Origin of the sequence: Nocardioides humi, assembly GCF_006494775.1 — a bacterium.
Taxonomy (GTDB): Bacteria; Actinomycetota; Actinomycetes; order Propionibacteriales; family Nocardioidaceae; genus Nocardioides; species Nocardioides humi.
Genome location: NZ_CP041146.1, coordinates 3395296 through 3417950, shown reverse-complemented (window position 1 = coordinate 3417950; position 22655 = coordinate 3395296). Strand labels below are relative to the sequence as shown.

Below are 22655 nucleotides of genomic sequence, written 5' to 3'. Positions count from 1 at the left end.
GGTCAGCCCTGCAGGTCCTGCAGGATCTCCTCGAGCGCCTGCAGGGTCTCCAGGCCGGTGGCGTAGCGGTCGGCGAAGAAGTACGGCACGCCGTACGCGTGGCCGGCCTTCACCGCGGTCAGCTCGGCGTACGTCGGCGCCTTCTGCAGGTCGACCGCCCCCAGGTCGAGCTCGCCGTCGACGGTCTCGGAGTAGAGGACGACGGTGGCGTCGTCGACCTGGCGCAGCTCCTCGGTGGAGAGGAAGGCGGCGTTCTCGGTGGTCTCGTCGGCGACCAGCGGGAGCGGGGTCGCTCCGGCGTCGGCGAGCACGTCGCCGATCCAGGAGATCGGCGAGAAGACCGAGACCTCGTCCTCGTAGGCGTCGAGCGCCACGAAGGTGTTCTCGGCGAGCACGTCGGCGTACTTCTCGCGGATCTCGGCGGCCTTGTCCTCGTAGGCCTGCTTCGCGGCGTCCGCGTCGTCGGCGTGGCCGAGCGCGACCTGCAGCGCGCAGCTGACGTCCTTGGTCTGGCCCGAGCCGTTGGACCGGATCAGCACGGTCGGCGCGAGCTTGCTGAGCCGCTTCCACTCGCGCACCTTGTCCTGGCTGAGCTCCTCCTCGGTGCCGCCGCGGACGAAGCCGATCATCAGGTCGGGCTCGAGCGAGGCGAGCTTGTCGAAGTCCCAGCCGTCGGGGTGAGCACGAGCGGCAGGTCCTTGACCTGGTCGTACTCCCCGGGCAGGTAGGACTCGGCGTAGTCGTCGGCGATGCCGACCGGCACCACGCCCGACTCGAGCGCCGGGCCGGCGCCGCCCTCGAGCGCCACCACCCGCTGCGGGTCGGCGGGGATCTCGACGTCGCCGAACGCGGTGGCGACGGTGCGGGTCCCCTCGCCCTCGGCCACGACGACGTCGGCGTCACACTTCGCCGCCGGGGCGATCTCGGGTACGGCGGCGTCGGCGTCGTCCTCGGTGCCGCAGCCGGCCAGCAGGGTCGAGGCCAGCGCGGCGGCGGCCAGTGCAGCACCGGTGGCGACGAACGGTCCTCGGCGGCGGACGCGCGCGTGGGTGGTCGGGGTCATCGTGTCTCCTTGATTCTCGGGATCAGCCGGCGCTGGACGCCGGCGACGGTGGGGTTCTCGGCGAGCTCGCTGAACTCGATGTCCGCGCCGGCCCCACGCCAGCGCTCCACCAGGGCCATCAGCCGGACCGAGTCGATGCCGAGGTCGAAGAGGGTGTCCTCCCCGTCGATCTCGTGGATCTCGAGACGCGCGGCGGCGGCGAGGTCCGCCAGCACGCCGTCCGCGGTGAGGGTCGTGCTCACGCAGCACCTCCGATGTCGGTCGCGGCCTCCACGGCGGCGCGGACGGCGGCCGGGCCGTGCTGGGCGCGCGGGACAACGAGCGGCGAGCCCGTCTCCGGGTCCGGTACGACGAGCGCCGCGACGCCGAACACCTCGCCCACCAGCTCCGGCGTGATCACCTCGGTCGGCGCTCCGGCGCCGACGACCTGCCCGCCGTCGACGACGATGATCCGGTCGGCGTAGCGCGCGGCGAGGTTGAGGTCGTGCAGCACGGTGACCACGGTCTTGCCGGCGGCGGTGAGCCGGACGCCGATGTCGAGCACGTCGAGGGCGTGCGAGAGGTCCAGGTGCGCGGTCGGCTCGTCGAGCAGCAGGACCGGCGAGCGCTGGGCGAGGGCCAGGGCGATCCACACCCGCTGCCGCTGACCGCCGGACAGCTCGACCATCCGGCGCTGCGCGAGCTCACGGCAGCCGGTCAGCTCCAGCGCCTCCTCGACGGCGCGGTGGTCCTCGGCGCCGAGCGGCTGCCAGAACCCGCGGTGCGGATGCCGGCCGCGGCTGACCAGCTCCCAGACCCGGATGCCCTCGGGCGCGGTGGCCTCCTGCGGCAGCAGCGCCAGCAGCCGGGCCAGCTCGCGGCCGCGCAGGCCCGCGCTGTCGCGGCCCTCGACCCGCACCACGCCGCCGCTGGGCGCCATGATCCGGGCCAGCGTCATCAGCAGGGTCGACTTGCCGGAGCCGTTCGGCCCGACGATCACCGTCAGCCGCCCGCGCGGGATCGACGTGCTGATTCCCTTGAGCACCTCGGCGTCCGCCCCGTCGCCGTACGACGCCCGGAGGTCCTCGGCCTCGATCGCACTCATCCCGCGCCGCCCGTGCGCACCGTGGCCGCCTCGCGGATCGTGTCGGCCAGCTCGCCGGCGCGGACCGCGACATTGGACAGCAGGGTCGAGGAGATGCCGTGGGTGTGGTTGGTCTGGCCGACCAGGAACAGCCGCGCGCGCGACTCGGGCGCGAGCACCGCGGAGTAGTCGCGGTTCGCCAGCGGCCGCCCGTCCTCGTCGCGCACCAGCAGCCGCTCGTGGCCGGCGACCAGGGTGCTCGGGTCGAGCGCGCGGTAGCCGGTGCCGCAGACCACGGCGTCCACGCGGACGGACACGTCGCCGCCGGTGAGCAGGCTCGAGATGCCGAGGTCGACGCCGTCGCGGTCGGCGCGGAGCTCGGTGAGCCGGGACGCCTTGTGCCAGACCAGCCGCTGCCGGCCGGCGCACCGGTCGGCGTAGTCGGCGTCGAAGATCCGGTCGATCGTGTTCGGGTTCACCGCCGAGTAGTTGGTGGTGTGGTGGCGCTCGAACAGCTCGCGGCGGTTCTCGGCCGGGGCGAAGAAGTAGTCGTCCACGGCGGAGGGGTCGAAGATCCGGTTGGCGTAGGGGGTCATGTCGGAGGTGACGTAGCCGTAGCCGGAGTGGACGCAGTGGATGGTGGCGCCGGGGTACGCCGCGTGCAGGTAGAGCACCGCCTCGGCCGCGCTCTGCCCGCCGCCGACGACGGCCAGCTCGGTGACGCCCTCGGCCGGCAGCTCGGCCACCCGGGCCAGGAACTCCGCGGTGTGCCAGACCCGCGGCCCCGGCTCGGCGCCGGCGGGCAGCTGCGGCTGGAGCCCGGCGGCGAGCACGACGTCGCGGGCGACGTACTGCTGCCGGACGCCGCGGACCTCGGCGTCGACCCGGAATCCGGTGACCACGCCGTCGTCCTCGAGCGGCTCGATGCCGACGACGGTGCTGTCGTAGCGGACGTAGTCGTCGAGCTGCGCGGCCGCCCACTGCAGGTAGGCCGAGAACTCGGTGCGCAGCGGCAGCATCGAGCCGCGGTTGAAGAAGTCGGCGATCCGGTCGTGGTCGACGAGGTACTGCAGGAAGCTGAACCGGCTCTGCGGGTTGCGGAAGGTCACCAGGTCCTTGGCGAAGGCGACCTGCATGCTCGCGTCCTCGAAGAGCATGTGCCGGTGCCAGGCCGAGGTCGGCTGCCTCTCGAGGAAGACCGCCGTCGGGCGCTCCCCGTCGGGCAGCTCGTCGAGGGCCACGGCCAGCGCCATGTTGGACGGGCCGAAGCCGATGCCGAGGACGTCGACCTGCTCGTGGTCGCCTGCGGACGGCCGGGAGCTGCGCGCGTCGGGGCGCGTGACATCGATGAGGGACACGGGAGTCCTACCTTTCGCCGTCGGCCGGCTGGAAGTACCTCGCGGCCACGCCACGGCGGCTGACCTTCCCGACACCGGTGCCGGGGAGGTGGTCGACGAGATGGAATCGTTCGGGGATCTTGTAGTCGGCGACCCGGCCGCGCAGGTGGCGCCGCAGGGCCGGGGTGGTCAGCTCGCCGGCACGGCCCGGGTGCGCGACGACGTACGCCTCGACCCGCTCACCCAGCACGTCGTCGGGCACACCGACCACGCACACGTCGTGGATCGCGTCGAGCACCAGCAGCAGGCCCTCCACCTCGGCGGGCGCGACCTTCTCGCCGCCGCGGTTGATCTGCTCCTTGCCGCGCCCGACCACCGTGAGGTTGCCGGCCTCGTCGGCCCGGACCACGTCGCCGGTGCGGTAGAAGCCGTCGTCGGTGAAGGACGCCGCATTGTGCCCGGGCGCCGCGAAGTAGCCGCGGATCGTGTACGGGCCGCGCACCAGCAGGTGCCCGGGCGTGCCGGGCGGCAGCGGCCGGTCCTCGTCGTCGACGACGCGGACCTCGTCCAGGTCGGACATCGGCCGGCCCTGGCTGCCGACCACGACGTCGTACGGATCCTCGCGGCGGGTGTAGCAGACCAGGCCCTCGGCCATGCCGTAGACCTGCTGCAGGTCGCAGCCCAGCTCGGGCCGCACCCGCTCGGCGGTGGCCTGCGCGAAGCGGGCGCCGCCGACGAGCAGCACGTCGAGGCTGGTCAGGTCGGCCGCCTCGCGCGCGGGCGAGTCGAGCCACAGCTGCGCCAGCGGGGGCACGGCCGCGACCATCGTCACCCGGTGCCGGGCGACCAGGTCGAACACCGCGCTCGGGCTGGGGTCGGTCGTCGTCACGACGGTGCCGCCGAGCGAGAGGACCGCGAGGAAGCCCGGCGAGCTCATCGTGAAGTTGTGCGACATCGGCAGCACCGCGAGGAAGACGGTCGACTCGTCGACCCGGCACAGCTCGGCGCTGCGCAGGAAGGAGTAGGCGTAGTCGCGGTGGGTGCGCGGGATCAGCTTCGGCAGGCCGGTCGTGCCGCCGGAGAGCTGGAGGAAGGCGACGTCCTCGGCCCCGCCGTCCGCCGCCGGTACGACGTCCGCCGGCTCCGGTCCCGCCGGCTCCAGCGCGGTCGAGCCGACGCCGGCCAGCGGCACCGTCGTGAGGTGGAAGCGGGCGCGGCTGCCGCGCACCAGGTGCGCCAGCTCGGTCTCGCGGTGCGCGGGCAGCGCGAAGACGGGGCGCGCGCCGAGGCCGAACAGGGCGTAGGTCGCGGCCAGGAAGTCCGCGCCGTTGGGCAGCTGCAGCACGACCGCGTCGCCGGGTACGACGCCCTGCGCGGCCAGCACCCCGCGGGTCCGCTCGATCGCCGCCGCCAGCTCGGCGTAGGTCCACCGCCGCTCGCCGTCGACGACCGCGGTGCGCTCCGGCCAGCGGGCGACGGCGTGGTGGAGCAGGTCCTCCAGCCGGTCCGCCCCCCACACGCCGGCGGCGAGATAGCGCTCGACCACGTCGTCCGGGTAGGGGACCACGTCGGGCACGGTGGTCACGGCGGCGGTCACCGGACCGGCTCCGTGCTCTGGTCGCTCTGGTCGCGCTTGCCGGTGGCCAGGCCGAGCGCGTCGGCCATGGTGCGCAGCTTGGCCGTGGTCTCGGCCAGCTCGGCGTCGGGGTCCGATCCGGCGACGATGCCCGCGCCGGCGTACATCCGGGCCCGGTCGCCGCCGATCTGCGCGCAGCGCAGCGCGAGCGCCCAGGTGCCGTTGCCGTGGCCGTCGGTCCAGCCGATCAGGCCGGCGTAGAAGCCGCGCTCCTCGGGCTCCAGCGCGCCGATCAGCGCGGCCGCCGCCTCGGTCGGGCGGCCGCAGACCGCGGCGGTCGGGTGCAGCGCCAGCGCCGCCTCGAGCGAGCCGACGCCGGGGTGCAGGCGGGCGGCGATCTCCGTGCCGAGGTGCCACATCCGGGCGGTCGCGAAGGGCCGCGGGCCGTCCGGCAGCCTGATCTCGTCGGCGACGGCCGCCAGGTTCGCGGCGACCTCGTCGACCAGCACCGCGTGCTCGACCCGGTCCTTCTCCGAGGCGAGCAGCGCGGCGGTGATCCGCTCGTCCTCGGCGGCGGTGGCGCCGCGCGGCGCGGAGCCGGCCAGCGGGTGCGAGCGGAACCGGTCGCCCTGGGTGCCGGCCACCAGCTCCGGCGAGGCGCCGACGAGGTGGTCGCCGTCGGCCAGCCGGACGCCGTAGGTGAAGCCGTCGCGGTTGGCGGCGCGCAGCCGGGCCCAGACCCGCCCGACGTCGTACCCGGTCGGGAGGAGGGCGTCGACCGTGCGGGCCAGCACCACCTTGTCGACCAGGCCCTGCTCGATCCGGGCCAGCGCCTCGGCGACCGCGGCGCGGTAGCCCGCCGCCGTGTTGTCGACGAGCTCGGCCGCGGAGGCGCCGGGATCCGGGGCGACCGGATCCCCCTCCGCGACCTCCCAGGTGGTGTGCTCCGGCACGAGCAGCCGGCTGGGCCGCCGGGGGTCGAACGGGATCGCGCCGACGACCAGCGGATGGGGGTGCCCGCTCTCGCGCTCGGTGAGCATCGCCGCCTCGACCTCGGCGAGCAGCGCCCCGCGGTCGGCGGCGGGCGTCGTGATCGTGCGGCGGCTCCCCCGGCAGGTGAGGGTGTAGGCGCCGGCGGCGAAGGTGAAGTCGGGAGCGGTCGTCGTACCGGCTGCCGGGCGGGTGTCCGTGGCCGCGGCGAGGACGTCGGTGGGGGAGTTCATGGGTGCTCCTGTCAGGTCGCGGGGTCAGCGCTGGGACGCGCCGCCGTCGACGACGATTTCCTGGAGGGTCAGGTGCCGGGCCGCGTCGGAGACGAGGAAGGCCACGACACCGGCGATGTCGTCGGGCTCGGCGACGCGCCCGAGCGGGATGCCCGTGCGGTGGGCGTCCGGGTCGCCCGCGATCGCCCGGCCCTCGAACTCGGCGCCGCCCAGCTCCTGCAGCATCGGGGTCCGGGTGGTGCCCGGGGCGACCACGTTGGCACGGATGCCGTGCTCCGCGAGCTCCAGGCCCACCGAGCGGGTGAACGCCGACGCGGCCGCCTTGGACGCGGCGTACGCCGCCATCTGCGCCCGCGGCACGCCGCCGGCGTTGGACCCGACCGTCACCACCGAGCGCCGGTTGTGGGGATCGCGGTCCAGCTGCTCGACCATCAGCGCGGTCACCGCGCGCGTCGCGAGGAAGACACCGCGGGCGTTCACGGCGAGCTGGAGGTCCCAGTCCGCGGCGGTGGTCGTCGCCACCGGGCCCGCGCGCAGCACCCCGGCCGTGTTGACCAGGGCCTGCACCTGCTCGGCGCCGACCAGGTCCGGGAGCGCCTCCAGCGCCGCCTCGTCGGTGACGTCGAGGCGGTGCCGGCGGACGGCGTCACCGGACACAGGGTCGGTCGGGCGGTCGCGCGGCTCGTCGGCCACGTCGAGGGCGAGGACGCGGTGCCCGGCCGCCGCCAGTCGCTCCACGACGGCGCGCCCGATCCCGCCTGCGGCGCCGGTGACCACGACGGTCCCCGGCTGCCGCGCAGCTGTCGTGGTCATCGACTGCCGATCACCTCGGGCGCGCCGAGCTCGGCGGCCGCCAGCTCGGCGCTCACCAGGTCGGCGCGCTTGACGTTGGCGCAGCGGGTGGCGCCGTACTCGAGGGCGGAGACGTGCTCGTCATGGCTGAAGTCCGCCATCGCGTCGGGCACCAGGAAGACCTGCACGTCGTCCATGAACGCGACGATCGCGGTGGTCAGGCAGCCGATGTGCGCGTAGACGCCGGTGATCACGAGCTGGTCGCGGCGCCGGGCGCGCATCCGCTCGCGCAGGTCGGTGCGGGTGAACGCGCTGTAGCGCCACTTGGTGAGCTCGATGTCGCCGGGCTGCGGGCCGAGCTCGGGGATGATCGCCTGACGGCCGTCGTCGGTGAGGCCGTGGCCCCAGAAGTCCGACAGCAGACCACGGTCGCCCGGGCTCTGGTCCGGCGGCTGCGCGGTGTAGACGACCGGGATGCCGAGCGCGCGGGCCTGGCTCGCCAGGCGGCCGATGGTCGCGACGGCGACATTGATCTGGGCGGCCGGGTCGGTGCGGTCGAAGGCGTCGACGAAGTACCGCTGCATGTCGTGCACCAGCAGCACCGCCCGTGCGGGGTCGACCGTCCAGTCCGTCCGGTTGGCGTCCGCCGCGGTGTCCGGGTCGAGCCGGTATCCGCCGATGGCAGGCAGGGATCGCTGGGCAGCCATGGTCAACTCCCGATAGTTTGGATGGCCTTACTTAGGAACGCCTAACCTTATGACCACGGCGCGGGGTGCTGTCCACCCTGTCCACTATGGAGACGCTCACACTCGGCGTCCGGCGCGGAGGCTGCGCACGAGGCTGAGCACGAGGCGTTCGGGGTAGCACCCGGTGATGACCACGGTGGACGACCCCGGCACGGAGTCGACGATCCCCTTCGGCCCCCTCGCCATCGGGTACGACGACACGGTGCTGCGGCCGCGCCCGTGGACCGCCGTCCAGGCCCGGTGGGCGGCGAGCCTGCTGCGCACCCTGCCTGCCGGCCCGGTGTTGGAGCTGTGCTCGGGCGCGGGCCACATCGGGCTGCTGGCGGTGCACGGCAGCGGGCGCACCCTGGTCGGCGTGGACGCGAGCCCGGCGGCCTGTCGCTGGCTGCAGCGCAACGCGCAGAGCAACGGCGTGCGGGTCGACGTACGCCGGGCGCGGCTGGACGAGGCGCTGCGGCCCGACGAGCGCTTCCCGCTCGTGGTCGCGGACCCGCCGTGGGTGCCGCACGACGAGGTCGGCCGGTACCCCGAGGACCCGCTGCTCGCCATCGACGGCGGCGCGGACGGGCTGGACCTCGCCCGCGCCTGCGTCGACGTCGCGGCCGCCCACCTCATGCCCGCGGGCGCCCTGCTGCTCCAGCTCGGCTCGGTCGAGCAGGCCGAGCGCCTCGGGCCGCACGGGCGGCGGGCCGGCCTGGGCGAGGAGGGGCGGCGCGTCGTGCCCGGCCGGGGTGTCGTGGTGTGCCTGCGGCCGGGATGAGGCCGCCCGGCGCCGACCGTTCGTCGCGCCGTACCGACCGCTGGGCGAGAACCCGGCCCCACTCGGCGCGCAGCCGGACCGCACCCCTCCCGGGGTGAGCGCCGTCACTCCTAGCGTCGGAAGCGTCCGTGACCCCGGTCACATGCACCGATCCCGAGGAGGCTCGTCGTGACGTCCGACATCTCGCCCCATGAACCCCATGACGTGGCTGCCCGCCACGATCCCGTGTACGACGAGCTCCACGCGGCGCCGGAGTTCGCGGAGCTGAAGCGCCGCTACCGGGGCTTCGTGTTCCCGGCGACCATCGCCTTCCTGGCGTGGTACCTGCTCTACGTCGTGCTCTCCAACTGGGGCGGCGACTTCATGAACCAGAAGGTCGTCGGCAATATCAACGTCGCCCTCGTCTTCGGGCTGCTCCAGTTCGTGACGACCTTCCTCATCGCCTGGCTCTACAGCCGCTACTCCAACGCCCGGCTCGACCCGCTCGCGCGCGAGCTGGACCAGCGCTTCATCGCCCTCGAGGGCAAGTCGTCCCGCGGACGGGGGAACCACTGATGGACCACCAACTCCTCACCACGCTGCTCTTCCTCGCGGTCGTCGCGCTGACCCTCGGCATCACCATCTGGGCGAGCCGGCAGACCTCGGGACGGACCGACTTCTACGCCGGCGGCCGCAGCTTCTCCGGCGTACAGAACGGCTTCGCGATCGGCGGCGACTACATGTCGGCCGCGTCCTTCCTCGGCATCTCGGGCGCGATCGCGCTGTCCGGGTACGACGGCTTCCTGTACTCGATCGGGTTCCTCGTCGCCTGGCTGGTCGCGCTGCTGCTGGTCGCGGAGATGCTGCGCAACTCCGGCCGCTACACGATGGCGGACCAGCTCGCCTACCGGATGCGGCAGACCCCCGTGCGGATGGCGGCGGCCACCTCGACCGTGGTCGTGTCGATCTTCTACCTGCTCGCCCAGATGGTCGGCGCGGGCGCGCTGGTCGCGCTGCTGCTGGGCGTCGACAGCCAGCTGCTGAAGAACCTCACCATCATCGGCGTCGGCGCGCTCATGATCCTGTACGTCACGATCGGCGGGATGAAGGGCACCACCTGGGTGCAGATCGTCAAGGCCGTGCTGCTGATGGTCGGCTCGGCGCTGATCGTCATCCTGGTGCTGGCGCACTTCCACTTCAACCTGTCCGAGCTGCTCGGCACCGCCGCGTCCAACACCGGCAAGGGCCAGGCGTTCCTCGAGCCGGGGCTGAAGTACGGCATCGACACGACCAGCAAGATCGACTTCCTCAGCCTCGGCCTGGCCCTGGTGCTCGGCACCGCCGGCCTGCCGCACATCCTGATCCGCTTCTACACCGTGCCGACGGCGCGCGACGCGCGGAAGTCGGTGCTGTGGGCGATCGGCCTGATCGGCGTGTTCTACCTGTTCACGCTGGTGCTCGGCTTCGGCGCGGCGGCGCTGCTCAAGGGCGACAAGGCCGCCGACGTGGCCTCGTCCGGCGGCAACCTGGCCTCGCCGCTGCTGGCCGAGGAGGTCGGCGGCGGCGCCGGGTCCACGGGCGGCGCGATCCTGCTGGCGTTCATCGCGGCGGTCGCCTTCGCGACCATCCTCGCGGTGGTCGCCGGGCTGACGCTGACCTCGTCGACGTCGGTCGCGCACGACATCTACAACAGCGTGCTGCGCAAGGGGCGGGCGACCGAGCAGGAGGAGATCCGGGTGACCCGGTTCGCCGCCGCCGGCATCGGCATCATCTCGATCGCGCTGGCCATCCCGGCCCAGAGCCTCAACATCGCGTTCCTGGTGGCCCTGGCGTTCGCGGTGGCGGCCTCGGCCAACCTGCCGGCGATCGTCTACAACATGTTCTGGAAGCGCTTCAACACCCGCGGCGCGACCTGGGGCATCTACGGCGGCCTGATCTCCTCGGTGGGCCTGGTCTTCTTCTCGCCCGTGGTGTCGGGCTCGGAGACGGCGCTGTTCACCGGAGCCGACTGGTCCTGGTTCCCGCTGAGCAACCCGGGCATCATCTCGATCCCGCTCGGCTTCTTCTTCGGCTGGCTCGGGACGGTCACGTCGAGGGAACCGGCCGCGGAGGAGCGGTTCACCGAGCTCGAGGTCCGCGCCCTCACCGGCGCGGGCGCCGAGCAGGCCGTCCAGCACTGACCTACGACCTCCGGGGAGGGCCGGCCGACCCGGCCCTCCCCGGATTTCCGTTGCCACCCCGGCAACGCCCCTGCAACCCCTGGTGACCACACTTCCCGTGGGTCCTAATGTGACCTGTGGCACCCCCTTTCGATCAGGAGAGAACCGTGAGCGACCAGACAGCCGAGACCCTGGCCAACCTGCTGAAGGAGGACCGGCGGTTCGAGCCTCCGGCCGAGCTCGCCGAGGCCGCCAACGTCACCGCGGACGCGTACGCCGCGGCGGCCGAGGACCGTGAGGGCTTCTGGGCCGCGGCCGCGGAGCGACTGTCGTGGGACACCACGTGGGACCAGGTGCTCGACTGGTCGAACGCCCCGTTCGCGAAGTGGTACGTCGGCGGGCGGCTCAACGCGGCGTACAACTGCGTCGACCGGCACGTCGAGGCCGGCCGGGGCGACAAGGTCGCCATCCATTGGGTCGGCGAGCCCGAGGGGGACACCCGCGACATCACCTACGCCCAGCTCAAGGACGAGGTCTCCCAGGCCGCGAACGCGCTCACCGCGCTGGGCGTGCGGGCCGGGGACCGGGTGGCCATCTACCTGCCGATGATCCCCGAGGCCGTGGTCACCATGCTGGCCTGCGCCCGGATCGGCGCCCCGCACACGGTGGTGTTCGGCGGGTTCTCCGCCGACGCGCTCGCCTCCCGGCTCGACGACTGCCAGGCCAAGGTCGTCGTCACCGCCGACGGCGGGTACCGCCGCGGCACCGCCTCCGCGCTCAAGCCGGCCGTGGACGAGGCCCGCACCAAGACCGACGTGGTCGAGAAGGTGCTCGTGGTCCGTCGTACGGGTCAGGACCTGGGTGAGAACGGCTGGGACGACGCCGTCGACGTGTGGTGGCACGACGCCGTCGACTCCGCCTCGACCGAGCACACCCCGGAGGCGTTCGACGCCGAGCACCCGCTCTACGTCATGTACACCTCGGGCACGACCGGCAAGCCGAAGGGCATCCTGCACACCACCGGCGGCTACCTGGTGGGCTCGTCGTACACGCACTGGGCGGTGTTCGACCTCAAGCCCGAGACCGACGTGTACTGGTGCACCGCCGACATCGGCTGGGTGACCGGCCACTCGTACATCGTCTACGGGCCGCTCGCCAACGGTGTCACGCAGGTGCTCTACGAGGGCACGCCCGACAGCCCCGAGCCCGGTCGCTGGTGGAAGATCATCGCCGACTACGGCGTCACGATCTTCTACACCGCCCCGACCGCGATCCGCTCGTTCATGAAGCAGGGCCACGAGGTCCCCGACCGCTTCGACATGTCCTCGCTGCGGATCCTCGGCTCGGTGGGCGAGCCGATCAACCCCGAGGCCTACGTCTGGTACCGCCACGTGATCGGCGGCGACCGCACCCCGGTCGTGGACACCTGGTGGCAGACCGAGACCGGCGCGATCATGATCTCCCCTCTCCCCGGTGTCACCGCGGGCAAGCCGGGCTCGGCGATGACCGCGATCCCCGGCATCGAGGCCGACGTGGTCGACGACGAGGGCAACTCCGTGCCCAACGGCTCGGGCGGCTACCTCGTCGTCACCTCGCCGTGGCCGTCGATGCTGCGCACCATCTGGGGCGACGACCAGCGCTACGTCGACACGTACTGGTCGCGGTTCAAGGCGCAGGGCTACTACTTCGCCGGCGACGGCGCCAAGAAGGACGACGACGGCGACATCTGGGTGCTCGGCCGGGTCGACGACGTCATGAACGTCTCCGGCCACCGCCTGTCCACCACCGAGATCGAGTCCGCGCTCGTCTCCCACCCCAAGGTCGCCGAGTCCGCCGTGGTCGGCGCGACCGACCCCGACACCGGCCAGGCCGTGGTGGCGTACGTGATCCTCCGCGATGGGGCAGTCGGCGATGGCGACCTCGATGACAGAGCCATCGTCCGCGAGCTGTCCGACCACGTGCGCAAGGAGATCGGCCCGATCGCCAAGCCCCGGCAGATCATGATCGTCCCGGAGCTGCCCAAGACCCGCTCGGGCAAGATCATGCGCCGCCTGCTCCGCGACGTCGCCGAGGGCCGCGTCGTCGGCGACACCACCACCCTGGCCGACTCCTCGATCATGGACCTGATCTCCGCCGGGCAGGCCACGTCGACGGAGGACTGACGCTCAGGAGCCGGCGGGCCAGTCGCGCACGACGGCGGCGAACTCCTCGGGGGCGTCGGACTCGACGTACAGACCGGCGCCCTCGACGAGCACCGTCTCGTGGTCGGGGAAGACCTCCTCCAGGCGCTCGCGCTCCTTCGGGCGGAAGACCCGGTCCGCGGCACCCCACACGATCAGCGTCGGCAGGTGGGCGATGCCCGGGAGGCCGGACTCGACCTCGGCGAGGAAGGCCCGGCTGGCCGTGATCCGGCCGGGGAGGACCGCGGAGGCCTGGCGGCGGCCGGGGGTGTCCTGCGCCCGGCGGTAGTGGGCCATCTCGGCCGCCGTGGGCTTCCGCCTCCGGTGGCCGGTGGGGACGAAGGCGTTGACGACGAGGTCCAGCCTCCGGGCGAGGAAGCGCAGCGGGCCGGCGCCGCCGATGCGGGAGAAGAGCTCGAAGTAGAGGTCGCCGTTGACCGGCCAGGCCCAGGTGTTGGCGAGCACCAGGCGCTCGAAGGCCGCCGGCCGGCGCTGCACGGCGGCGAGCCCGATCGGGCCGCCCCAGTCCTGCCCGACCAGGGTGACGCCGTCGAGGCCGAGCGCGTCGACGAACCCGGTGACCACGTCGGCGTGCTCCTCGGGGTGGTAGCGGTAGCCCGGCCTTGGCGTGGACAGGCCGAAGCCCGGGTAGTCCAGCGCGACGCACCGGAAGTCGTCGCGCAGGTCGCGGATGACGTCGCGCCACAGGAACGACCAGGTCGGGTTGCCGTGCAGGAACAGCAGGGTCGGGCCGGAGCCCTCGTCGACGTAGTGGACCGTGTTCCCGTCGATCTCCACGAAGCGGCTCTCGAACGGGAACAGGTCGTCGTCGACCCAGGCGGGCCGGGTGGCGGCGGTGGCGCTCATCGGGACTCCTTCGCGTGTCGGTCCTTGAAATTCTCACTGCTACTTGATAAAGTCAAGCATGAAGAGCTACGGCCAGTACTGCGGGCTCGCCCGGTCGCTGGAGGTCGTCGGGAACAGGTGGAACCTGCTCGTCGTCCGCCAGCTCCTGATCGGCCCCGCCCGCTACCGCGACCTGCTCGACGGGCTGCCGGGCATCGCCACCAACCTGCTCGCCGACCGGCTCCGCGACCTGGAGGCCGCCGGCGTCGTCGAGCGGCGACCGGGCGGCCGGGGCAGCACGGTGGAGTACGCGCTCACCCCCTGGGGCGCGGAGCTGCGCACGCCGATCGAGGACCTGATCCGCTGGTCCACGCCGCTGATGGTCCGCGGTCCCGAGGGCGACCGGTTCCGTCCCGAGTGGCTCACCGTGGCCCTCCCCGCCCTGCTGCGGACCCGCGTCCGCCGGACGACGACGGTGGGGCTGGAGGTCGGCGAGGGACAGCTGTTCCAGCTGCGCGCCACCCGCTCCGGCGTCGCGATCGACCCCCACGACGGCCGCGACCTCGACGCCACGGTCCACACCTCCGCCCACGTCCTCCTCGGCCTCGCCTCCGGCGCCCTCACCCTCGAGGACGCCCAGGCGCTCGGCGCCATCGAGATCGAGGGCGACCCGGCCGCCGTACGGACCGTCCTCGGCGACTGATCCCGTACCTTGGGTGCTCGTGCCCTCACTCCACCCCGTCGACTGGTCCGCGCTGCCGGTGACGCTCACCGCGTTCTGGACCGAGTACCACCTCTGCACCCTGAGCACGCTCGACCGGCACGGCGCCCCGCACGCCGTACCCGTCGGCGCGACCCTCGACCCCGAGAACGGCTGCGCGTGGATCATCACGCGCCGCGGCTCGCAGAAGGTCGCCAACGTGCGCCGCGACCCCCGGCTCACCGTCACCCAGGTCGACAAGGGCCGGTGGGCGACGCTGGTCGGCACCGGCGAGGTGCTCGAGGACGCCGCGTCGATCGCCCGCGCCTGCGAGCGGTACGCCGCCCGCTACCGCACGCCCGAGCCGAACCCCGAGCGGGTGGCGATCCGGATCAGCGTGGAGCGGGTCCTCGGGTCGGCGCTGGTGCTGCCGGACTGACCTCGGGGTCGGTGGTCCGGCGGTCCTGGTGGCCCGGGGTCGCCGCGGGTGCGGCGTGCATGGATCCCCGGATGTCCGGGGATCCATGCACTTGTCAGGTGTTGCAACCCCTGACAAGCGCATGAGTTGCCCGCTCCATGTGACACCTGGGGCTCACGAGACGCCGCGGGCAGCAGACCACTCGACTGCGCACCGGCGACCCGGCACGAGCAGCGTGAGCGCTCTCGCCGCGATGCCGAACGCCGGGAGCGCGAACGCCCAGCCCTGGCGGGCGACCCGATCGAGAGCACGGCCTTCCACAGCCACATGGTGTCACCGCACCGCCGTCGCCGGTGCGGAATGCGCCGATCAGCCCTCGATCTGCGCCCGCCGCGCCGCCAGGAACGCCCGGATCGCCTCCTCGGGCAACGGCCGGTCCGGCTGGAACCGGATCGTGCCCTTGTCGACCTCGAAGCCCTCCAGCAACGGCGCCGCGGCCGCCACCGCGTCCGGGCTGAACGGGTAGACGCCGATGTGCCTCTTGGCCCGCATCACCGACACGAGCGGCTTGCCCCGATGGACCAGCGCCGCCATGCCGTAGCCCCTGCCCTGCTCCGCGTCAGGCACCATCTCCCGGGCGATCGCGTACACCCGCTCGATCGCCGCCCGGTCTCCCTCGTCGAGCCCGGCGAGGTAGTCGTCGATGCTGCCCATCACCGCATGGTGTCACGCGCTCCGGTGGCGCAGGTTCGCGCGGGCGCGGGACCTGCATGAATCCCCGGATGTCCGGGATTCATGCGCTTGTCAGGCGTTGCAACCCCTGACAAGCGCATGAGTTGCCCGCTCCATGTGACACGTGGGGCTCACGAGACACCGCCGGAAGCAGGCTCCTCGCCCGGGCGCCGGCGACCCGCCGCGAGCAGCATGAGCACACCCACCACGGCGGCGACCGCCGACGCGACCAGGATCCCGACCTTCGCCTCGGCGGTGAGCAGCGGCGAGTCCGGGAAGGACAGGCCGGCGATGAACAGCGAGACGGTGAACCCGATGCCGGCCACCGCGCCCACGCCGATCAGCTGCGACCACGACGTCCCCGCCGGCATCCGGGCGAGGCCGAGCCGGACGGCGAGGAGGCACGCGAGCGCGATGCCGAGCGGCTTGCCGAGCACCAGCCCGGCCCCGATGCCCAGCACCACCTGCGAGCGCAGCGCCTCGCCGAGCACGCCGTCGCCGAGGGCCACGCCGGCGTTGGCGAGGGCGAACACCGGCAGCACGACGTACGACGACAGCGGGTGCAGCCGCGCCTGCAGCCGTTCGACGACGGGCACGGACTCGGCGGTCAGGAAGCGCAGCCGGTCCAGCTCGTCGGCGTCGAGCGTGCGGTCGCGGAGCGACTCGACGGCGGCGGAGGTGGCGACCTCGGGCCGCAGCAGGGCGACCGCGGGGGTGAGCAGGCCGGCGGCCACGCCGGCGAGGGTCGCGTGGACGCCGGACTGCAGCAGGGCGAACCAGGCGGCCACCCCGAGCACGGCGTACACCGGGATCGCCCACACCCGCGCGGCCCGGAGCAGCGCCATCAGCGCCAGCAGGCCCAGGGCGAGAGCGAGCCAGCCGAGCGAGAGGTCGGCGGTGTAGAACAACGCGATCACGAGGATGGCGCCGATGTCGTCGACGATCGCGAGCGTCAGCAGGAACAGCCGCGCGGCCGACGGGATCCGCCGTCCCAGCAGCCCGAGCACGCCGACGGCGAAGGCGATGTCGGTCGCCATCGGGATCCCCCAGCCGGACGAACCCTCGCCGTGGCCGGCGATCGCGGCGTAGAGCAGCGCCGGCACCGCCATCCCGCCCACCGCGGCCACGATCGGCAGCGCGGCGGTCCGCGGGTCCCGGAGGTCGCCGTGGACCAGCTCGTACTTGATCTCCAGCCCCACCACGAAGAAGAAGACCGTCATCAGCCCGTCGTTGACCCAGTGCTGGAGCGACTCCTCGATCCGCCAGTCCCCGAGCTCGAGCGCAAGGGGAGTGTGCCAGAAGTGGTCGTACGCCGACGCCCAGCCGTCGAAGGGCAGGTTCACCCAGAGCAGCGCGGCCACGGTGGCCGCGAGCAGCAGCACCGATCCCGCCGACTCGATGCGGAGGAAGTCGCGCAGGGGCGGGCGACGTACCGGGCGATGGGCTTGTCGCTGGCGGTCCAGACGGGCCCTCGCGCCAGAGGCCGTCGGGAGTCTGGCGGGGCTCGGGCACCGTGGTCTTCTCCTGATGTCGTGCGGGCAGGGGCGATCAACCTGCCGACCAGACTTCCCGGCTCACCTGTGCCCAGCGTAGCGAGACTCGATAAGGTCGACCGCATGGCCATCGAACCGCTCCGCGAAGAGCCGACCATCGGACGTCTCATCAAGGACGCGCAGACCGACTTCTCCACGATCATGCGCAAGGAGATCCAGCTCGCGAAGGCGGAGCTGAAGGTCAGCGTGACGGCGGGCGGCATCGGTCTGGGCCTGATCGGCGCGGCGCTGTTCATCCTGGTGCTGGCCGTCATCATGCTCTCGGTGGCGATCGCCTACTTCATCCACTGGAACGGCCAGGGCCTCGACCTGCACTGGGCCTTCCTCATCGTCTTCGGGTTCTACGTTCTCGTCGCCCTGCTCCTGATCCTCCTGGCGATCCGCCGCTTCAAGAAGGTCAAGGCACCCGAGCGCGCGATCGAGCAGGGCCGGGAGATCCCGCGCGCCCTCAAGGGCCAGGCCTGAGGCGCGGTCCGTCCAGCGTGAGCCGATAGGGGGAGGCGATGGCGCGGCAGCCGGTCGTCGCCGGCCGGGCCGAGCAGCTGCTCGGCTCCGCCGTGGTGGCCACCGCGCCGGTGGCCGGCGGGGACATCTGCACGGCGGTCAAGCTGCGCCTCTCGAGCGGCCGGACGGCGTTCCTCAAGACGCTCAGTCCCGCGCCCCCGCACTTCTTCGAGCGTGAGGCGGCCGGCCTGCGCTGGCTCGCGGAGGCCGATCCCGGCGGCGGTGTCGCGACCCCCGAGGTGCTCGGCGTCGACACCGACTGCCTGATCCTGGAGTGGGTCGAGGCCGCGCGCCCGAACGCCGAGGCCGCGGGCGCCTTCGGCCGCGCGCTCGCCGCCACCCACGGCGCCGGCGCCGGCGCGTTCGGGGCCGGCGACGACGGCTACATCGGCCGCCTGCCGCTGCCGAACGGCCCGCTCCCGACCTGGGCGGAGTTCCACGCCGAGCGCCGGATCGCGCCGTACCTCAAGGTCCTGCGCGACAAGGGCATCGTCACCGCCGAGGACGCCGCCACCATCGAGGCGGCCGCCGCCCGTGGCGCCGCCATCGTCCCCGACGAGCCGCCCGCCCGGCTGCACGGCGACCTGTGGAACGGCAACGTGCTGTGGGCGGCCGGCGACCGCGTGGTCGTCGTCGACCCGGCGGCGTACGCCGGGCACCGCGAGGTCGACCTCGCCATGCTGGCGCTGTTCGGCCTCCCCCAGCTGCCCCAGGTGATGGCCGCCTACCACGAGGCCGCGCCGCTGGCCGAGGGCTGGGAGGAGCGGCTCGGCTTCCACCAGCTGTTCCCGCTGCTCGTGCACGCCTGCCTGTTCGGGGCCAGTACGGCGCCCGGGCGGCCCGCGCGGCGCAGCGCTACCTGTAGCGGCGCTACCTGTAGCGGCGCTCCCTGGAGCGGGCCGTACCCTCGCCTCGTGCCGGATCCGCAGGTCATCACCGTCAGCGCCGTCGTCGTCCGCGACAGGTCGGGGGCGCTGCTGGCCGGGCACGTCCTCCCGGCCCTGGAGCGCCTCTCAGCACCTGCTCAGGCCCATCGGCCATGATGGGGGCGTGTCCGCCCGTTCCACCGTCCCGCACCGCATCCTCGTCGTCGACGACGACCGGGCCGTGCGGGAGTCGCTGCGGCGCTCGCTCGCCTTCAACGGGTACGACGTCCACCTGGCCGGCGACGGCGCGGAGGCCCTGGCGGGGATCGGGGCGGTCGCGCCCGACGTGGTCGTGATGGACGTGATGATGCCCAAGCTCGACGGGCTGGAGGCCACGCGCGCACTGCGGGCCGCGGGGAACGACGTACCCATCCTGGTGCTGACCGCCCGCGACGCCGTCGGCGACCGGGTGGAGGGCCTCGACGCCGGGGCGGACGACTACCTCACGAAGCCGTTCGCGCTGGAGGAGCTGCTCGCCCGGCTGCGCGCGCTGCTGCGCCGGGTGACGCCGATCGTGGACGGCGCCGAGGAGGAGGTGCTCTCCTTCGCCGACCTCACCATGAACGTCACCACCCGCGAGGTGCGCCGCGGCAGCCGGCTGATCGAGCTGACGCGCACCGAGTTCACGCTGCTGGAGATGTTCCTGCGGCGGCCGCGGCGGGTGCTCGACCGCAGCTTCATCCTCGAGGAGGTCTGGGGCTACGACTTCCCCACCACCGCGAACTCCCTCGAGGTGTACGTCGGCTACCTCCGCCGCAAGACCGAGGCCGAAGGCGAGCCGCGGCTGATCCACACCGTCCGCGGCATCGGGTACGTCCTGCGCGCGACGGAGTCGTGACCGCGTCGTGGGCCTGGCCATGGCCCCCGGTCCGGACGGTCGCTGGCACTACCGCCGGTCCCTGGCGAGCCGGGTGATCTGGCTGACCACGATGGCGGTCGGCATGTCGGTGGCGCTGGTCGCGGTCGGCGCCTACATCACGGCCCGGGTGCAGATGCAGGACACCCTCGACAACGCGCTGCTCGAGCGCGCCGACAAGGCCGCCGCGTCCGACACGCTGCTGGCGGCGGGGGCGTCGGGCATCCCGTCGTGGGCGCTGGGCGCGGGCGACGTACGGATCGCGATCCTCGACTACAACAAGGGCACGCTGGTGATCCTCGACCGCGGGCCGACGCTGGAGCTGGGACGGGCCGAGCTCGAGGTGGCGCAGGGCAAGAAGGACCAGAGCCTGCGGACCATCGTGCTCGCCGGCGACCGGTACCGGGTCGTCGCGGTGCCCACCCAGAGCGCCGGCTCCGCGCTGATCATCGCGCAGCCGCTGGAGGACCAGGACCGCACGCTGCGCCGGCTGGGCTGGGTGACCGTGGCCTTCGGCGTCTTCGGCGTCCTCGCCGCCGCACTGGCCGGCTGGGGGGTCGCGAGCAACGGCCTGCGGCCGGTGCGGCGGCTGTCCGCGTCGGTGGAGGAGATCGCACGCACCGAGGACTTCACCCCCCTGCCGGTCGAGGGCGACGACGAGGTGGCGCGGCTGGCGACGGCGTTCAACCACCTGCTCGTCGCGCTCGACGCCAGCCGGATCCGGCAGCGCCAGCTCGTCGCCGACGCCAGCCACGAGCTGCGTACGCCGCTGACCGCGCTGCGCACCAATATCGACCTGCTCACCATGACCGCCCGCAGCCCCGACGGCTTCGGGGGACTGCCGCCGGACGCCCGCGACGAGCTGCTCGACGACGTACGCGCCCAGATCGAGGAGCTCACCACCCTCATCGGCGACCTCACCGAGCTCGCCCGCGACGAGCCGATCCCGGTGCAGGTCGAGCCGGTCGACCTGGCCGATGTCGTCGACCACGCGGTGCAGCGGGTACGCCGGCGCGCGCCCGGGCTCGAGTTCGAGGTGTTCACCCGGCCGTGGTGGGTGATCGGCGAGGACGCCGAGCTGGAGCGCGCGGTCACGAACCTGCTCGACAACGCCGCCAAGTGGAGCCCCGAAGGAGGCCAGGTGACCGTCCGGCTCAGCGACGGCGTCCTCACCGTCGACGACCAAGGGCCCGGGATCGCCGAGACCGATCGCACCCGGATCTTCGACCGGTTCTGGCGCTCCGACGACGCCCGCACCATGCCCGGCTCCGGCCTGGGCCTGGCGATCGTGCGCCAGGTCGCCGAGCGCCACTCCGGCTCGGTCCAGGCCACCGCCAACGCCAGCGGCGGCGCCCGCCTGGTCCTCAAGCTGCCCGGACGGGAGAATCCCCATGCCTGACCTGCGTCGCACTACCCCCGTCGCGGCCCTCCTCCCCGCCTTGACGCTTCTCCTCGCCGCGTGCGGCGGCGAGGAGGTCGGTGCCAAGCCGGAGCTGCCGACCGAGACGCCCGCGCTGTGGAACCCGTGCGACGCGCTCGACGCGGCGTTCGTCAAGGAGCAGTTCGGCGTGGACGCGACCGAGCACGCGGGGACGCCGACGAAGCCGGAGTGCCGGTTCACCCCCGTCGACAGCGCGTCCGGCGAGGCCGTCGTCACCTCCAACTACCTGCTCTTCCCCGGCAGTCTCGAGGACGCCTGGAAGACCATGGGCCAGCAGCCCGACGCCGACGTACGCACCCCGGAGATCGCCGGCGCCGACGACGCCCGGGTCGTGGTCAGCGCGACCGACGAGCAGCTCTACGTCACGGGATTCGTCCAGAACGGCGACCTGATCCAGCAGGTCGACGTCGTCGACCCCGCGCCGTACGACGACGGGCGGATCGTGCGCGGCGTGGAGGCCACCCTCACCCTGCTGTCGGCGCACGCCTCCGACTCGGGCGTCGGCTCCTGAGCTCCCCTGTCACGGGTCGATGGCCTGCAGCAGGCGCGCGGCCTTCCACTCCGTCTCCGCCCACTCCTCGGCGACATCGCTCGCGACCGTGATGCCGCCGCCGGTCCCGAGCACGTAGTCGCCGCCGGCCGTGGTCAGCGTCCGGATCACGACGCCGAGGTCGGCGCGGCCGTCGCCGGACACCCAGCCGAACGCGCCGGCGTACGCTCCCCGTGGGGTCGCCTCGACCTCCTCGATGATCTCCATCGTGCGCAGCTTGGGGGCGCCGGTCATCGAGCCCGCCGGGAACAGGGCGCGGAGGGCGCCGAGGGTGGTGACGTCGGCGCGCAGCCGCCCGCGGACCGTGGAGACGAGCTGGTGCACCGAGGCGTACGACTCGACCTCCATCAGCGCCGGCACCTCCACGCTGCCGACCTCGCACACGGTGGCGAGGTCGTTGCGGAGCAGGTCGACGATCATCAGGTTCTCCGAGCGGTACTTCGGGTCGCTCGCGAGGTGGGCGCGCGCGTGGTCGTCGTCAGCCGGCGTGGCGCCGCGCGGCGTCGTGCCCTTGATCGGCTTGGTCTCCAGCATGCGGTCCGCGGTGACCAGGGCGTACCGCTCGGGTGAGGAGCTCAGCAGCCACGCGCGGGCGTCGTCGACGTCGTGCTGGAGGAAGCCGGCGTACGGCGCGGGGTTGAGCGCCCGGAGCCTGAGGTACGCCGCAGCCGGGCGGAGGGGGCTGTGGGTGCGGAGGCGGTGGGTCAGGTTGACCTCGTAGGAGTTGCCTGCGTGGAGGTGCTCCTGGACGGCCGCGAACGCGGTCTCGTAGGTGGGGGGTGGGGGGCTGCATGAATCCCCGGATATCCGGGGATTCATGCACTTGTCAGGGGTTGCAACACCTGACAAGTGCATGAAATGCCCGACAAGTGGGTGGTCGTACTCGCGGATGTGGGACGGACGGAGCCAGACGGCGTCGGGCAGATCCGGGTCGGGTACGGCGGGCAGGTCGGCGCGGGCGGCGTACCCGAAGTAGCCGAACCACTGGTCCGTGGTGCGGCCGGCCGCGAGCTCGGCCTCCAGCACGGCGAACGGGTCGTCGCCCACGACGACCGACCGGCCACCGGCGTGCCGGGTGACCTCGCGCGACGCGGCGTCGTAGGTCAGCGACAGGTCGTCGTCGTCGAGCCAGCCGAGGAGGGAGCGGCGGCGCGACCAGTCGCGGGCGCCGCCGCCGTCGAGCCACACGCAGCGCGGGTGGCGGGCCTGGATCCGGGCGAACGCCTCGGCGGGGTCGCCCTGCGTGACCAT

The 22655-nt window shown here is 73.1% G+C and carries 24 protein-coding genes; 11 read left to right on the top strand and 13 right to left on the bottom strand.

Features of this window, described 5'->3' with window-relative positions; translation table 11 throughout:
- Positions 1-2: 2 nt before the first annotated feature.
- The 9 genes from FIV44_RS16760 to FIV44_RS16720 are packed head-to-tail and all read right to left on the bottom strand — an operon-like array spanning position 3 to position 7761.
- Positions 3-629 (bottom strand): ABC transporter substrate-binding protein, encoded by a 627-nt coding sequence (locus FIV44_RS16760; protein ID WP_141005427.1) that lies wholly within the window; start codon positions 627-629, stop codon positions 3-5.
- Positions 629-1063 carry a hypothetical protein gene (locus tag FIV44_RS16755; protein WP_141005426.1) on the bottom strand — a complete coding sequence of 145 codons (435 nt, stop codon included), beginning with the start codon at positions 1061-1063 and terminating at the stop codon, positions 629-631. Before FIV44_RS16755 ends, FIV44_RS16760 begins: the two co-directional genes overlap by 1 nt.
- Positions 1060-1305 (bottom strand): phosphopantetheine-binding protein, encoded by a 246-nt coding sequence (locus FIV44_RS16750; RefSeq protein WP_141005425.1) that lies wholly within the window; start codon positions 1303-1305, stop codon positions 1060-1062. The genes FIV44_RS16755 and FIV44_RS16750 overlap by 4 nt, the downstream gene beginning before the upstream one ends.
- Positions 1302-2147: an ABC transporter ATP-binding protein gene (locus FIV44_RS16745; RefSeq protein ID WP_141005424.1), complete on the bottom strand. Its 846-nt coding sequence runs from the start codon at positions 2145-2147 to the stop codon at positions 1302-1304. The genes FIV44_RS16750 and FIV44_RS16745 overlap by 4 nt, the downstream gene beginning before the upstream one ends.
- Positions 2144-3484, bottom strand: a complete 1341-nt coding sequence (locus tag FIV44_RS16740) for a lysine N(6)-hydroxylase/L-ornithine N(5)-oxygenase family protein (protein WP_219996048.1) — start codon at positions 3482-3484, stop codon at positions 2144-2146. Before FIV44_RS16740 ends, FIV44_RS16745 begins: the two co-directional genes overlap by 4 nt.
- Before the next feature lie 7 nt (positions 3485-3491).
- On the bottom strand, positions 3492-5060 hold the full coding sequence (locus FIV44_RS16735; protein WP_219996047.1) for a (2,3-dihydroxybenzoyl)adenylate synthase: 1569 nt from the start codon (positions 5058-5060) through the stop codon (positions 3492-3494).
- Positions 5057-6262 (bottom strand): isochorismate synthase, encoded by a 1206-nt coding sequence (locus FIV44_RS16730; protein WP_141005423.1) that lies wholly within the window; start codon positions 6260-6262, stop codon positions 5057-5059. The genes FIV44_RS16735 and FIV44_RS16730 overlap by 4 nt, the downstream gene beginning before the upstream one ends.
- 24 nt (positions 6263-6286) lie before the next feature.
- The gene (locus tag FIV44_RS16725; protein ID WP_141005422.1) at positions 6287-7075 is read right to left on the bottom strand and encodes an SDR family oxidoreductase; all 789 of its coding nucleotides are present in this window, start codon (positions 7073-7075) and stop codon (positions 6287-6289) included.
- The gene (locus tag FIV44_RS16720; RefSeq protein ID WP_141005421.1) at positions 7072-7761 is read right to left on the bottom strand and encodes an isochorismatase family protein; all 690 of its coding nucleotides are present in this window, start codon (positions 7759-7761) and stop codon (positions 7072-7074) included. The genes FIV44_RS16725 and FIV44_RS16720 overlap by 4 nt, the downstream gene beginning before the upstream one ends.
- A gap of 166 nt (positions 7762-7927) precedes the next feature.
- Here FIV44_RS16720 and FIV44_RS16715 point away from each other — a divergent pair, with 166 nt between their 5' ends.
- The 4 genes from FIV44_RS16715 to acs all read left to right on the top strand — a co-directional run bounded on the left by FIV44_RS16715 (position 7928) and on the right by acs (position 12860).
- A complete protein-coding gene (locus FIV44_RS16715; protein ID WP_141005420.1) occupies positions 7928-8560 on the top strand; it encodes a methyltransferase in 633 nt (210 codons plus the stop codon).
- A gap of 168 nt (positions 8561-8728) precedes the next feature.
- Positions 8729-9115 carry a DUF485 domain-containing protein gene (locus tag FIV44_RS16710; protein ID WP_246086470.1) on the top strand — a complete coding sequence of 129 codons (387 nt, stop codon included), beginning with the start codon at positions 8729-8731 and terminating at the stop codon, positions 9113-9115.
- On the top strand, positions 9115-10719 hold the full coding sequence (locus tag FIV44_RS16705; RefSeq protein ID WP_141005419.1) for a solute symporter family protein: 1605 nt from the start codon (positions 9115-9117) through the stop codon (positions 10717-10719). Before FIV44_RS16710 ends, FIV44_RS16705 begins: the two co-directional genes overlap by 1 nt.
- 146 nt (positions 10720-10865) lie before the next feature.
- A complete protein-coding gene (gene acs, locus FIV44_RS16700; RefSeq protein ID WP_141005418.1) occupies positions 10866-12860 on the top strand; it encodes an acetate--CoA ligase in 1995 nt (664 codons plus the stop codon).
- A 3-nt stretch (positions 12861-12863) separates the two neighbouring features.
- Here acs and FIV44_RS16695 read toward each other — a convergent pair whose 3' ends face one another.
- Positions 12864-13745 (bottom strand): alpha/beta fold hydrolase, encoded by an 882-nt coding sequence (locus FIV44_RS16695; protein ID WP_141005417.1) that lies wholly within the window; start codon positions 13743-13745, stop codon positions 12864-12866.
- A 58-nt stretch (positions 13746-13803) separates the two neighbouring features.
- Between FIV44_RS16695 and FIV44_RS16690 the strand changes: the two genes are divergently transcribed.
- Positions 13804-14427: a winged helix-turn-helix transcriptional regulator gene (locus FIV44_RS16690; RefSeq protein WP_141005416.1), complete on the top strand. Its 624-nt coding sequence runs from the start codon at positions 13804-13806 to the stop codon at positions 14425-14427.
- Positions 14428-14446: 19 nt separating this feature from the next.
- A complete protein-coding gene (locus tag FIV44_RS16685; RefSeq protein ID WP_246086469.1) occupies positions 14447-14863 on the top strand; it encodes a pyridoxamine 5'-phosphate oxidase family protein in 417 nt (138 codons plus the stop codon).
- 348 nt (positions 14864-15211) lie between these two features.
- Here FIV44_RS16685 and FIV44_RS16680 read toward each other — a convergent pair whose 3' ends face one another.
- Positions 15212-15556, bottom strand: coding sequence for an iron chaperone (locus tag FIV44_RS16680; protein ID WP_141005415.1), 345 nt, complete (start codon positions 15554-15556; stop codon positions 15212-15214).
- A 149-nt stretch (positions 15557-15705) separates the two neighbouring features.
- Positions 15706-16974: a Na+/H+ antiporter NhaA gene (nhaA, locus tag FIV44_RS16675; RefSeq protein ID WP_281285872.1), complete on the bottom strand. Its 1269-nt coding sequence runs from the start codon at positions 16972-16974 to the stop codon at positions 15706-15708.
- A gap of 216 nt (positions 16975-17190) precedes the next feature.
- On the opposite strand from nhaA, the gene FIV44_RS16670 reads away from it, so the two are divergent.
- From FIV44_RS16670 to FIV44_RS16650, 5 genes are read left to right on the top strand one after another with little or no spacing between them, the layout of a single operon-like run.
- The gene (locus FIV44_RS16670; protein ID WP_141005413.1) at positions 17191-17592 is read left to right on the top strand and encodes a phage holin family protein; all 402 of its coding nucleotides are present in this window, start codon (positions 17191-17193) and stop codon (positions 17590-17592) included.
- Positions 17593-17630: 38 nt separating this feature from the next.
- A complete protein-coding gene (locus FIV44_RS16665; protein WP_141005412.1) occupies positions 17631-18674 on the top strand; it encodes a fructosamine kinase family protein in 1044 nt (347 codons plus the stop codon).
- Positions 18675-18681: 7 nt separating this feature from the next.
- A complete protein-coding gene (locus tag FIV44_RS16660) occupies positions 18682-19395 on the top strand; it encodes a response regulator transcription factor (RefSeq protein WP_141005411.1) in 714 nt (237 codons plus the stop codon).
- 19 nt (positions 19396-19414) lie between these two features.
- Positions 19415-20812 carry a sensor histidine kinase gene (locus FIV44_RS16655; RefSeq protein ID WP_141005410.1) on the top strand — a complete coding sequence of 466 codons (1398 nt, stop codon included), beginning with the start codon at positions 19415-19417 and terminating at the stop codon, positions 20810-20812.
- Positions 20805-21365 (top strand): hypothetical protein, encoded by a 561-nt coding sequence (locus FIV44_RS16650; RefSeq protein ID WP_141005409.1) that lies wholly within the window; start codon positions 20805-20807, stop codon positions 21363-21365. The genes FIV44_RS16655 and FIV44_RS16650 overlap by 8 nt, the downstream gene beginning before the upstream one ends.
- A 9-nt stretch (positions 21366-21374) precedes the next feature.
- Here FIV44_RS16650 and FIV44_RS16645 read toward each other — a convergent pair whose 3' ends face one another.
- Positions 21375-22655 (bottom strand): anthranilate synthase component I family protein, encoded by a 1281-nt coding sequence (locus FIV44_RS16645; protein WP_141005408.1) that lies wholly within the window; start codon positions 22653-22655, stop codon positions 21375-21377.

Coding starts and splice junctions, on each gene's coding strand:
- FIV44_RS16760 (WP_141005427.1), bottom strand. CDS start 629: ATGATCGGCTTCGTCCGCGGCGGCACCGAGGAGGAGCTCAGCCAGGAC.
- FIV44_RS16755 (WP_141005426.1), bottom strand. CDS start 1,063: ATGACCCCGACCACCCACGCGCGCGTCCGCCGCCGAGGACCGTTCGTC.
- FIV44_RS16745 (WP_141005424.1), bottom strand. CDS start 2,147: ATGAGTGCGATCGAGGCCGAGGACCTCCGGGCGTCGTACGGCGACGGG.
- FIV44_RS16730 (WP_141005423.1), bottom strand. CDS start 6,262: ATGAACTCCCCCACCGACGTCCTCGCCGCGGCCACGGACACCCGCCCG.
- FIV44_RS16725 (WP_141005422.1), bottom strand. CDS start 7,075: ATGACCACGACAGCTGCGCGGCAGCCGGGGACCGTCGTGGTCACCGGC.
- FIV44_RS16720 (WP_141005421.1), bottom strand. CDS start 7,761: ATGGCTGCCCAGCGATCCCTGCCTGCCATCGGCGGATACCGGCTCGAC.
- FIV44_RS16715 (WP_141005420.1), top strand. CDS start 7,928: ATGACCACGGTGGACGACCCCGGCACGGAGTCGACGATCCCCTTCGGC.
- FIV44_RS16705 (WP_141005419.1), top strand. CDS start 9,115: ATGGACCACCAACTCCTCACCACGCTGCTCTTCCTCGCGGTCGTCGCG.
- FIV44_RS16695 (WP_141005417.1), bottom strand. CDS start 13,745: ATGAGCGCCACCGCCGCCACCCGGCCCGCCTGGGTCGACGACGACCTG.
- FIV44_RS16690 (WP_141005416.1), top strand. CDS start 13,804: ATGAAGAGCTACGGCCAGTACTGCGGGCTCGCCCGGTCGCTGGAGGTC.
- FIV44_RS16680 (WP_141005415.1), bottom strand. CDS start 15,556: ATGGGCAGCATCGACGACTACCTCGCCGGGCTCGACGAGGGAGACCGG.
- FIV44_RS16670 (WP_141005413.1), top strand. CDS start 17,191: ATGGCCATCGAACCGCTCCGCGAAGAGCCGACCATCGGACGTCTCATC.
- FIV44_RS16665 (WP_141005412.1), top strand. CDS start 17,631: ATGGCGCGGCAGCCGGTCGTCGCCGGCCGGGCCGAGCAGCTGCTCGGC.
- FIV44_RS16655 (WP_141005410.1), top strand. CDS start 19,415: ATGGCCCCCGGTCCGGACGGTCGCTGGCACTACCGCCGGTCCCTGGCG.
- FIV44_RS16650 (WP_141005409.1), top strand. CDS start 20,805: ATGCCTGACCTGCGTCGCACTACCCCCGTCGCGGCCCTCCTCCCCGCC.
- FIV44_RS16645 (WP_141005408.1), bottom strand. CDS start 22,655: ATGGTCACGCAGGGCGACCCCGCCGAGGCGTTCGCCCGGATCCAGGCC.